We start from the raw sequence: 11,193 nt of genomic DNA, 5'->3' as shown, positions 1-11,193 counted from the left end.
CATCGATCTGATGCATAATTTGTACATTCTCTTCACTTTCACTTTTCTTGGGCTAGGGTGATAAACAGAGGCAGAAAGAGGAAACGCTGGGTCCAGTCACCGCTATCGCCTTCGCACACGCAGAGCGGCACCAGCGGAAAGTATCCAACGACGGTTACATCTCCTTCGCAGGCTGATGTTGAATTCATCATAAGTTCCGTCCCCCGGCTGAATGAAACATTCCACCAACATCCGCTTTGAACTGACGTGATGTGATGGTCCCCGTGCAGCACGGATCTGGGGCAGTGTTGCACGGGACAGCGGTGGAGCGTATTGAACCTGAACAGGGCTGGCCTTTTTTGCGGCTGTTACAAGTGACCTTTATTTTTGTAAAATTCATGATAGAGCTTCATTAACGCCCGCTTCTCTATCCGGGATACGTAGCTGCGCGAGATGCCCAGTTCCTTGGCGATCTCCCGCTGTGTCCGCTCCTCTCCGCCCCCATCCAAACCGAAGCGGCCGCGAATCACTTCCTGCTCCCGCTCATCAAGAATATCCAGATTCTTGTATATTTTGGTTTTCTCAATTTTGAGCTGCACTTTATCGACCACTTCGTCTCCGTCTGTTCCCAGAATATCGATTAACGTAATCTCATTACCCTCCTTATCCGTGCCGATTGGATCATGAAGTGAGACATCTTTGCGCGTCTTTTTCAAGGAGCGCAGATGCATCAAGATCTCGTTCTCGATGCAGCGGGCGGCGAAGGTCGCCAGCTTCGTTCCCTTGTTCGGCTGGAAGCTCTCAATCGCTTTGATGAGCCCGATCGTGCCGATGGAAATCAAATCCTCCAAGTCTTCTCCGGTGTTGTCAAATTTCTTCACGATATGTGCAACTAGGCGAAGATTGTGCTCAATGAGCGTATTGCGCGACTGTACATTACCATCCGCCATCCGCTGCAAATGCTTCATCTCATCCTCTTCCGCCAACGGTTGCGGAAACGCATTGTTCTTTACGTAGGATACAAGGAGCGTCAATTGCTTGATAAAAACAGCGATTGCAGCAAATAAACCCGTCAAGCTAGCCACCTCCAGGAGTCTGACAACGTTCTATTCTGCGTCTTGCGCCTAGCGGTATCTCTTCGCAGTGAGCCGAATCCCGGCGCAGTGATACATTGTATGTAGGCGATGGCCCAGAAGTGCATGTACGGGGAAAGCTGTTATTGTATTTTTGGCTAAAATGATCAGCTTTGTTTTTAAAGCTGTTATCCGTTAATAATGGGCTGTTGCCTATGTGTGTCAGTCAATACGAGCGTCTGTTCCCGTTTGTCGATTTGAGCTTTCGTCCTGAAGTGCAGTCGCTTGTGGACCGGGAAGCGCTGACGATACGGGAGCAGCTCAACAGCGCGCTCCGCAGTTGGCTGGACGGCTACTACCACGAACGCGAGCACGGCAGCACGAAGCAAGCACCCAGGGCCCGATTCGAAGGGAGCAACAGGCCTCGAAAACGCAAATCGCTTCTGGAAATAAACGAGTTGTTCCTAGCCAGGCACTGTTTGAGGCGGAAGAAAAAGACGCCGAAGTTGTAGAAGAAAATCACATTGGCCGCGTGCTTACGGACATGGAACGGCAACGGGGAACGGCAGGTTGACCTGCCGTTTTTCCGTACTTGGCATGATTGGCGAAAGAAGACGCAAGCCTGTGTCGTGCCTGACGCCCAATCGCTCACGTCATTGACGGTAATTTCTCTACCGACAAAATACGTAAGCACTGACAGTGTAACCACATCGGCCATCTAACTTATTTTCGAGGCTCCATCACTTTACTTCCTTGTGAAAGTAAACATTGAGCTGTATTATTGTAAGTCGCTATTTTTTTAATGGATATTTCTGCAATCATTACTTTCACCCCTCACAATCTCACCATAAGAATCCCTTCCAATTCGAATTCTATTGTTGTTGAAGCAATCCCTTTAATCGGATTCTCCTTGGAGCCTCCTAAGGAAACCTTCCAAATCGTAGGTTCTTTACGAATTCCATAATCGTTGCTGTCTTGTACAATTGGCTTTTGAGCCGCTTCGCAAAAACGCTTAAACACTCCAGGTACAATCTCATAAGCAACTGGAGAATGATATTCAAGGGCTTTCTCTCAATCATTGAAACCGCATATAGAACGGTATGATAGGTTTTACCGGTTCCCGGGGGACCATAAAGAATGGTATTCTTGTCTAAAAAGCACGATTGAAGAAAAGTGAACAGAACTGTGATCTTCCAATCGTGAAACTGTTCACCAATGGTTTTGGCTTGCTTCTTATCCGCCAAACTTCCCAAGTAAAACCGTTGATCCCGCGGCACCCAATAGTACGGATCAATATCTCGTTCCGTCAATCCGTAACCCTCGTTCGTAATCGGTGCGATCAAGTCCAAAATTCGTAAGGAATAATGGAAGAGTTGTCCGACCATACCTTCCCCCATCGAATCCTGATTTCATCGTCACCAAGGAAATAGCTCCTTCGGGAGTATTTTTTATAGACACCGTAACAAACGAACGCAATCCCCTTGATGAAGAAAAATGGTATCATCAGAATGGAAATCATCATTAACTCTCCCCAGGTAGGTAACCACACGGCTCGAATAATCAACGGGATGCTGCCGATAAGTATCCATTTGAACGTATGTATACAGTACATAACCTGCCAATATCGAATAACATTAGGGTGGAGCTTTTGTTCCACCTCAATCAACTCCTATTTTAGCTTTTGAAAATAAGGTATCAAAAAGTATTGATTTTATCTTGTCAGCGAACAAGTGCTCCAATCACATAAAAAGGACTACCTCGGCGTAGAAGATACGTGGTGATCATCCGGGCCGTCCGACCATTTCCGTCCATATACGGATGAATTGCCAGCACTTCCACATGAAAATCCCTACTAATGAAACCGACCGCAATAGCTTTACGGGTTCATGGTTCATTGGTCATTTCATGTATGTGGGCGGACGCCCGTTTATGCTGTTCAAATCAGACTTTTCATATAACCAAGAAAGCTATCGTATTGCTCATCTGTAAGCATTGGCAACTCACTTTCCCCACATCCAAGTTTCTCCAAAATGGTGTGTCTAATATGGACACTACCTTTTTGCAATTCTTTTGCTGAGACGTCGTCACCTTGGCGAATACTCCTTGCAAGTTTATTGTCTGCAACGACCGTCACGGACTCCTCTGGAATAATCCTGAAGCTTTTGGCCACCTCTGCAAAAGCGCGTATCCGCTCTTGCTTGCATATTTCATCCGATAACCCGCCCATCGCTTTGCACTCCAGATCAAAGGCTTGCGTTACTGCGTCTGTAATCATCGAAGAAGGCAAATGTCCTGACTTGATTTGCTTGATGAACACATTTTTCGGAATATCAAACATCGGGTTATGGCCAAAGCCATCCTCCGTTATCGTAAAAGCGTTCAGTGAACTATCCTCATATTCGCTATTCCTGCTGATTCGTCCGCCTAGTTGAATATAACTTGACAGGGAGCGAAGTTCACAAAAGCCATAGTGAAAGGAAAAATCGATACCGCATTCTATACAACTTGTCGCAACCAGTGTCCAATCGTTAGCGTAGCTTGTCTCCGACCCCAGTCTGCGTTTTACTTCTTCAATCACCGTTTCTCTATCTTTAGGAGTCAGCGCGGTTGACAGATGAAGGACATCCCGTCCACTATCTCTTAGCATGTTTGCAAGATAGGCTGCTGAACGAACGGTATTAAGTACGACCAATCTTGATCCAGTAAATTTTTCGATATAATGAATAAGTTCAGATGAACTGATGAAATGCGGCACATTTTGTTGCCACGCATTCAAAGTAATCCGATTCCTCTCGAAACGGTTCAGTTTTTCTTCCATTCTCCGGGTTAGCAGTGGAGTTACTTTAGTCGCAGCTATTTTTTTGAATAACGTATTTTCCCAAAACTTGAAGGAGGTCGCAGAGCAAAGGCAGAATCGACATCCCCACTGTTCTGTCAGTTCGGTAATCCATTTCCATGCGGGAGGCATCAGCTGCGGCGGCAATGTGGCATGGCTTTCATCAACAATGACACCACTGCCTGGAAGCTGACAGAGCTTACGCAGCTTCGATGGGATATTGCTTGCCAATGTCTCAAAAAACTGAACCGCTGTCGTTACAATGATTGGTGCTGTCCATGTTGTTGCCAAGTGACGCAGCTTAGCGCTTTCGAAGTCAGCCTGATGATGATGCTCCGCAATAATTTCCTCCGGATTTTCCCCCTCAAGTACGAGTGATTCTCGAAGCACCTTCACCGTCTGCGAGATAATGTTGGTATAGGGCAGTACCACAAAAATATGCCTTAATCCGTTCTCCTCGGCAGATTTCAACATATGAACCATTACCGCGGTCGTTTTCCCTGTGCCAACAGGGCTATCACAATATTCCAGAGGTTCATGGGTTGCTGCTTGTTTGCAGTTGTCGTAGAGCTCACTTCGCAGTTTATTTCGCTCAGAATCAGGCTCTTTCGCTTGTTCTTGCAAGGCTTGTACATAGTGATTTAGTCGCTCGCGTCGTTCAGACCAGCGCGTTGCAGGCAAAGTCCGATGTTCTCCCGCAGAATCTAAATAATCCGCATCCACAAGACAACTCAAAAGGATTCGATACTCCAACGCAGATAGCTTGTTCGCTGGAACGGTCAAATCTGTTTTGAAAGCCCCCCCAACCGCTTGGCGGTGAAGCTCCAGATACTCATTCAAGTGTGCATCGCTGTCTTCCCTTGCGGACTCAAACCGGAAAGGAAAGGGATCAGCCCTCTGATCCATCAGGTTCGGAAGACCCGGGCGGTGATGGGCATATACTAAGGCGGCTGCGGGATTTTCTGGATGATCACCAATCAGATGCGATACGCCTGCATCCCGGTGTTCTACGGGCAGGTGCGCCGCTGCTTTCCTGCCGCTTAGAACATCCTGATTGTGCGGGTTCAGCTTGCCCAAATCATGATAGACCGATGAAGTCCTGACGACATCCAAATAAGATTCAGCATTTTGATTGGCAGCAAACGGGAGCAAGCTGTGGACGTTGCGGCAAGCAACGTCCACCACCCCAGCCACGTGGTCACGATAGGTCTGGGGCACTCTTCCACCGCGCGCACTATGTGCAAACGGTGTCATAGCCTCTCCATCAAATCAACAACGGGCGCTGTTTTCCCTTCGAGTTGAGAATTAAGAGCCGTGATGCTCTCCAGCAACGCCTCCTCGTTATAATCGTTCCATGAAGTTGCTGCGCCAGTAGCTTGTCCAACTCGAACAGGAGTAAGCGCCTCAATGATTTTGAAATCGTTAAACGTACCACGGGCACGATTGTGCTCCACATAAAATGCGTAACGGATATCGACCTGAGAACGGATATAGGAGGCCGTTTCTTTATAAGCATGGGGAATCAGACGCAGCAGCAGTTCGATATCCTTCTTGGTACAACATGTCTTCTGTGCTGCGGTTGCATTAATGAAGAACGGCATTGCATACACGCCGTAAGCAACGATGCGAAAGGCAAGCGGAGCCATCCCTTTGCTCTTGTCGTCTTCGACCGCAAGTACCTTGGTCGTTGTCATGCGCTCAATTTTTACAGGGTCAAGAGAAACGCCCAAGCCGAATTGTACAACACCGGTCGAGATGAAGGAGCCACCCTTTTCTTCAAGGAATGTCGTGCCAAAAACCCGGGCATCCCAATATTTGGCCAGAAATTTATCTGGAGACAATTTCCGCACCTCGTCGCGCTCGGTGTCCTTGCTCTCCAAGATGTCAAACCCTTCGTTAGACAGCCCCAATTCTGCGGCAAGTTCCTTCCATACAGGTGAATCTTTAGCCGCAACCAAATCGCGCAGCTTGCGCTTGAAAGAAACGGGAGAAATTTCACCGCGGCCATCCTGGCGTGTGCGGGGATCGCTCTCGCGGTCAGGATCGCCATTCGGATTGGAGTCCTTTACATCAATGACTAATAATCCGGTTCCTCTGCAAATAAATTCGCTCATGGTTCCATACCCACTTTCTTTTCATATGAGATCGTTGCCAAATAGCCAAGCAATACCTGCGCCTGCTGCGCAGGCACAAACTGTTCCGGCAGCTCGCTTGCCGCAATTTTGGCGCTAACCTCGCCATATCGGGCAAGTATCCATTTTGCAAGGCCCGCGCCTTCTCCCGTAACGGTGTTTGCCCATGCCAGATAAATTTTCATGCGGTCACGCAGACGGTTCAGACCTTCAAGCGGATTTTCAGATGCGATGGCCAGCATTTCATTGCCCATCAGTTGCGTAGGCAGCGGTTTTTTCTTATCGCCTCCATTACGCAATTGCACACAGTATAATTTGTGCAACATATCCGATAATTGCAAAAATTGCCCGATGTTATAAGGTGCTTCAAGCATATACTTCTCCTTTCTGACATGTAAATGCCATAGCAAAATGGAAATCAGTGCAACAAACGACGCTGCTCGCTTCCCCCGTGTGCGCGCTTCTTTTTTTGATGGCAGCGCATTCTCAACGATGATTTGATGTTTTACATCTCCAAGCAGTCCGGATGCTTTTCTGACCACAATCGATAAAAACGCATGGAGAAATGCCGGATCACGATCGGCTGTCCCATTCTGCGGCATATAGAGCCGATAAATTTCGTGTAGGGAGACGGCACTCTGCTTCATCGGCTTCGATGATCCTGAGTCGGTATCATTGCTTTTCAGCAACCGACATATTCCATGAGGTCCAAGGCAAAATGGCTTATAGGGAACAATTGTTTTTTTACCGCGAACTGGTATTTCGATTTGCGGATGGTTTTGAGCCGCATCGGCCCAGGACAGCAAATTCTCTCGGAACTGTTCAGCGCTCCAGGCTCTCTCGTAGACAACCTGTCTGCGACTTTTATCAAGTTTTTCCAATATAATCAGATTGATCTGCGTGCGGGGATTTTTCCGGATTGCCTCATCCATGTTCCCAAGTACTTGCTGACAAAGCCTATCAAATGCCGCTTCCGCTTCCTCTCTATAATCAGCTTCATCTCCATTATCGCAGGGATCCCCCAGAATCTGGGCAAGATACGCATCATTTTGTGGATCATCGCTTACATAGGCAAGCAAAAGATTTGGTTCTGCACGATTGCTGTCGCTCATCTTTTTCCATGATTTGTTTTCTCGGGGTTTTGCTGTTATAAAAGCAAGCGCGTCATTGATTGCATTGACTTCATTTTTCCCTGCTTGAAATGCCTCTGTACCGCTCATGGAATACCTTGTTAGGCACGGTGTATTTGAACTCTTTCCATAGAAATAAGTTTCTCCAAGAGCTGGGATATTGGGATTCGGATATTTATCACCGATACCAACGGTGCGTGATCCTGATAGCGGACATATCGTATAGCTGGGCATCTCGTGGTGAACATGGGTATTCTCAACACGGTTAAGCAGAGAAATGAGCGCTTGCTTTGTAGCAAATGATGTCGTTACGTTGGAAAAATCATCCGCCTCATACACATCAAAGTACGTTATGCAGCCTGCGACATACTTTTCACTTTTCGAACACCAGCTTCCAACCAACAATTTTTTGAAAAAATCTAATTCGGATTCGCTATTACAAACCGCAATTTGATTCTGCAAGAATTTCGCTAACGCTGCGGTAAACTTAGCAAATTGCTTCTTACGAGGAAATATAGCGATCAACTGTTTCAGAGCTGCTAGATTCGGATCGTCGGCCACAAGCACGGGTGCAAATTCGTTCAGAGACCATTCCGATATTTTGATACTCGAACACTCCGGATTGATGTTCTCAAAATTCAGCGTACGAAGCAACTCCGCCTTTTTTGCCATTTTTCCCCTTTTCCATTGTCTATCAATCTTTTGGCTTTCTTCGCTTGATAACAATGGCTTTTGCACACAAATTGCCGGAAAGCTGTTGTGATTCCCTTTTCTGTGCTTCCAAAGGGTTCCTGTCTCCTCTTTTGGGAGAAGCCTTGATGCTTGCGGGCATCCGTTGCTGTCCATTTCGATCAGGAGGCAATCTCCCTTTCCAACATTGGTTACATTCGGATGTGTCGTTGCTTGCAGCAAGCCGTGATGCTCCAATGCTTTACTAAGCTTATATAGTTCATTCAGCATAGAACATGACCCCTTCTTCAATTCGTGCATCCTGGATAAATCGCGGTGAAACAACGGATCCGTCCGTCGGGCGGTTGTACATGCTAACAAGCAGAGAAGGAATGACAAGATGGATGCTTGTATTCACCGTTGTCGTATCGCGTACAGGCCCAAAATAGGTGGGTACAAATTCCTTCCAGCCGAGAAATGGTGTTGAATGGAACTGTCCCCTAGCAAGACGGCGGAGAAACACCTCTTGGAGCTGGTGCTGCGGGTTGCTGATGCTGCGCGGTGGCGCATAGGCTAAAATAGTCCCATACACCTTATAGCAGACATTTTCCAGTATTGTAGCAAAAAATTGAAAATTCTGTTTATCCCCCTTTTCCCTCAGCGGACCGCCATAATTAGTCGTATACTTGTGGTAGACTACCGGTAAGCAGATTTCAATCCGTTGCGGCTCAAAATAGGCGTTTTTCGCTAAAACCACACATTCAGCAATACTTTTTACGGCCGATTTTGTCGGTACGGGATAGGACACAGGGGAAACCCCTGTATCCGGTCTTGTAAACATGGCCGCCGGGCCGGCAATTTCAAACGATACGGGATAGACCTTTTCAATCATTTAACCTCCCCTTTCTTTTTTGGTATCCTACTCACAGCATGATGGATACGATGTCGGTGGGGTTTTTACTCTATTTGCATCATTTTCCTTTGACTACCTTGTTTCATAGAATATTATAGCTTTTCGACAAAATGTTGTCAGCAAACATAGGTTCTATTTACAAAAAAAAAGAACTAATCGAGACCCGAACGCCTAAGCGCCACGTCACGTAATCAAGGACGCTTGCATCCACGAACGGAAAGGGGGCATGACATGATGATCTCCGGTCCTCTATCCGTAAAGCAAGCTGTTTCCTGCATCATATATCATTCCAGATGCGGTGACAGATAACGTTATCAAAAAAAGCACTGCGGCATCTCAAGTTGAGATCGCAGTGCTTCGCTTATTTTAGAAAATGGGCGAACTTATCCGGCTCATGTCGAATCTCTTGCGCCAGCTTCTCGTATTCCGCGGATAATTTAATCGAACGAACTCTTTGGGCATCTTGATCACGCGGTTCAATGAATCCTTCTTCTCTCCAATGACTTACCTTTTCCCTGATCGAACGATCCGACAAACGCAGAAGCTCCCTCATCTCACTCGTTGTCAGTGTGTCTTGCTTAAAGGTTAATTGAGCGAACACCATTCTTTGCTGCGGATCAAGCCTTCGAATCAGGTCCGGTTCGCTTCTCGTCATTTGAGCAGATTTCTCCGTAACAATGTTAGCCGCTTCTTGAAAGACTTCTGCCAAACCATCGACAAAAAATTCCAGCCATGGTGTCAAATCGGCATTATCGGGATCAATACTTTCGAGCGGTTCGATTACACCATTTGCATATTCCTTGACTATCTGTCATTCTCAAGCTACTCGAAGTTGAGCCTAAACCTCTTAACAACGATGCGGGACATACCTGCATAAGGGCCAGCTTCCTCCGAAAAAGCTATACTTCATATCGGATTGAGAAGTGCTCGCTCCGAAACTGGGCAAATTTGTTTCTTACCGCCGGAGACCATAGAATGATACGATTCATTATCGAAAGTCCTGGGAAGAAAAGGATTTCAGCATGTCCGAGGTGCTCATGGCCAAATTGGTACACAGAGTTGTCACGGCTCATATTTGCGATGTTCTCCATCAACTCTTCCGGTGAACTTACCTTTTCCACAGATACCACTCCCATCATAAGCATTTCTCTAACCGGTACGGAAGTCAACAACCCATGACTGAAGTCACGGGCTTGTAAGAGCATGGCTTTCAGGTTCGCCTCGTTCTTCAGCCAGATGTATTTCGTACGTTTCAGTTCCGGTGTCTGCTTCTGCTCATGTAGCGGTGTCCGCGCCTTGAGGACGTCTCATCAATCGCAATTCGTTTCGTCTTGGATAAATCAAGCTCTGCCATCGCCTTGTCAACGTAGTGATGGAAGATGCGCCACATCCGCGTATCCTGTTCTCTAAGCTCACGGGCTGCCGCATTGACGGGCATTTCCGCCATCAAACGCATCGCCCATGCTTCAAAAAGCACGGTGAAATGCGATAACGGTCGTGCCCATTTTACCGTGACTTGTGTGACTTTATTGCATGCTTTACCCTTGACCCTCGGCAATCGGGCGTGCATATAGGTTTTCCAATCCCAGAAGTCCAGATGCCGCCAATCCTTTTTTTGGGTAGCTGCTCCGCACAAGGGACAGGCGAATGTCGTTCCTCGTGTAAAGTCGATGAACAAGTGCCAGATCTGATCTTAATCGTTAAACTCAATCTGTGTCAATTCCCAAGGCTCTTCTCGTTGCAACGCCACTTTGAACATGTCCGAAATGAGATTGTCATGGCTGCTTAATAATGTCCACATCTGCTATCCCGCCCTATTATTTTCTTACGGAGCAGTATTGACTACTAGATAGCGTTAACAGAAAAAAGCACTGCGTCTTCTCAAATTAAGATCGCAGTGCTTCGCATATTTTAGAAAATGGGCATAAGGTACCCAATAGCGGAATGGATTCGTTTTCCTTTGTAGCTCCAAATATAGAAGTTCTTTCTTCAGCATGCTGTGGAACGATTCAATGCACGCATTGTCGTAGATTAACTAACAAGTTTATCTGCGGGTACTTCATCTGCATGAGGGGAAAAGCCTTCAAATGAAATTCCCTTCTTACTTGCCAGTTCCTTATAAAAATCTTCAACTTTTGATCGTAATGTATTTTTCCGCTCCACTAAAACATCTAGAAACTCTTTAGCCGATTTTCCAAGCTCTTTTTCACGTCCTTCTGCATAAGCTCTAAACATATCTGAAAAAGCAGGTTCTGATAAGCTTTCAATTTTTTCGATTAACGGTTTTACGGACATGAGATCCATTTCGTATTTATTTTTCTTTTTCAACCATCCCCCCCACTTTTTTTTCTTTTTCAACCATTCCTCCCACATTGTTGTATAGTATGGTGTGTTATATTGATTGTAGGAAACAAGAGATAAAATAGAATCTGGATTCGTTGTGCCATCGGTAATTCTAGAC

General features: G+C 46.4%; 10 protein-coding genes and 1 pseudogene. 1 reads left to right on the top strand and 10 read right to left on the bottom strand.

Features of this window, described 5'->3' with window-relative positions; translation table 11 throughout:
- Positions 1–38: 38 nt before the first annotated feature.
- Together PPOP_RS22690 and sigK are read right to left on the bottom strand one after the other, a co-directional pair.
- Positions 39–191, bottom strand: coding sequence for a hypothetical protein (locus PPOP_RS22690; protein ID WP_159101826.1), 153 nt, complete (start codon positions 189–191; stop codon positions 39–41).
- Positions 192–347: 156 nt separating this feature from the next.
- A complete protein-coding gene (gene sigK, locus PPOP_RS09465; protein WP_006286051.1) occupies positions 348–1,055 on the bottom strand; it encodes an RNA polymerase sporulation sigma factor SigK in 708 nt (235 codons plus the stop codon).
- A 212-nt stretch (positions 1,056–1,267) separates the two neighbouring features.
- On the opposite strand from sigK, the gene PPOP_RS22685 reads away from it, so the two are divergent.
- Positions 1,268–1,564, top strand: coding sequence for a hypothetical protein (locus PPOP_RS22685; protein WP_042228180.1), 297 nt, complete (start codon positions 1,268–1,270; stop codon positions 1,562–1,564).
- A gap of 1,243 nt (positions 1,565–2,807) precedes the next feature.
- Here PPOP_RS22685 and PPOP_RS25860 read toward each other — a convergent pair.
- The 8 genes and pseudogenes from PPOP_RS25860 to PPOP_RS09410 form a co-directional block, all read right to left on the bottom strand.
- Positions 2,808–2,902: pseudogene (locus PPOP_RS25860) on the bottom strand (Fic family protein); the annotation flags it as partial.
- Positions 2,903–2,988: 86 nt separating this feature from the next.
- Positions 2,989–5,142 carry a CRISPR-associated endonuclease Cas3'' gene (locus PPOP_RS09445; protein ID WP_042228174.1) on the bottom strand — a complete coding sequence of 718 codons (2,154 nt, stop codon included), beginning with the start codon at positions 5,140–5,142 and terminating at the stop codon, positions 2,989–2,991.
- The gene (locus PPOP_RS09440; protein WP_006286047.1) at positions 5,139–6,002 is read right to left on the bottom strand and encodes a type I CRISPR-associated protein Cas7; all 864 of its coding nucleotides are present in this window, start codon (positions 6,000–6,002) and stop codon (positions 5,139–5,141) included. Before PPOP_RS09440 ends, PPOP_RS09445 begins: the two co-directional genes overlap by 4 nt.
- The gene (locus tag PPOP_RS09435; protein WP_042228172.1) at positions 5,999–8,110 is read right to left on the bottom strand and encodes a hypothetical protein; all 2,112 of its coding nucleotides are present in this window, start codon (positions 8,108–8,110) and stop codon (positions 5,999–6,001) included. Before PPOP_RS09435 ends, PPOP_RS09440 begins: the two co-directional genes overlap by 4 nt.
- Positions 8,100–8,711 carry a CRISPR-associated protein Cas5 gene (gene cas5, locus PPOP_RS09430; protein ID WP_006286045.1) on the bottom strand — a complete coding sequence of 204 codons (612 nt, stop codon included), beginning with the start codon at positions 8,709–8,711 and terminating at the stop codon, positions 8,100–8,102. The genes PPOP_RS09435 and cas5 overlap by 11 nt, the downstream gene beginning before the upstream one ends.
- Positions 8,712–9,093: 382 nt before the next feature.
- Complete coding sequence (locus PPOP_RS09425; protein WP_006286044.1) at positions 9,094–9,474, bottom strand: Fic family protein; 381 nt, start codon at positions 9,472–9,474, stop codon at positions 9,094–9,096.
- A gap of 510 nt (positions 9,475–9,984) precedes the next feature.
- A complete protein-coding gene (locus PPOP_RS25105) occupies positions 9,985–10,302 on the bottom strand; it encodes an ISL3 family transposase (protein ID WP_052516604.1) in 318 nt (105 codons plus the stop codon).
- A gap of 461 nt (positions 10,303–10,763) precedes the next feature.
- Positions 10,764–11,193 (bottom strand): hypothetical protein (locus tag PPOP_RS09410; protein WP_006286043.1); only part of this gene is annotated, 430 nt, incomplete at its 5' end.

The sequence above is a fragment of the Paenibacillus popilliae ATCC 14706 genome (genome assembly GCF_000315235.1).
Taxonomy (GTDB): Bacteria; Bacillota; Bacilli; order Paenibacillales; family Paenibacillaceae; genus Paenibacillus_B; species Paenibacillus_B popilliae.
Note: the sequence above shows the minus strand (reverse complement) of the source record. Positions and strands in the feature narration are given on the sequence as shown.

What these genes read in the sequence shown, in the direction of transcription:
- PPOP_RS25105 (WP_052516604.1), bottom strand. Translation starts at nt 10,302, where the DNA reads ATGCACGCCCGATTGCCGAGGGTCAAGGGTAAAGCATGCAATAAAGTC.
- PPOP_RS09445 (WP_042228174.1), bottom strand. Translation starts at nt 5,142, where the DNA reads ATGACACCGTTTGCACATAGTGCGCGCGGTGGAAGAGTGCCCCAGACC.
- PPOP_RS22690 (WP_159101826.1), bottom strand. Translation starts at nt 191, where the DNA reads ATGATGAATTCAACATCAGCCTGCGAAGGAGATGTAACCGTCGTTGGA.
- PPOP_RS09435 (WP_042228172.1), bottom strand. Translation starts at nt 8,110, where the DNA reads ATGCTGAATGAACTATATAAGCTTAGTAAAGCATTGGAGCATCACGGC.
- cas5 (WP_006286045.1), bottom strand. Translation starts at nt 8,711, where the DNA reads ATGATTGAAAAGGTCTATCCCGTATCGTTTGAAATTGCCGGCCCGGCG.
- PPOP_RS09440 (WP_006286047.1), bottom strand. Translation starts at nt 6,002, where the DNA reads ATGAGCGAATTTATTTGCAGAGGAACCGGATTATTAGTCATTGATGTA.
- PPOP_RS22685 (WP_042228180.1), top strand. Translation starts at nt 1,268, where the DNA reads ATGTGTGTCAGTCAATACGAGCGTCTGTTCCCGTTTGTCGATTTGAGC.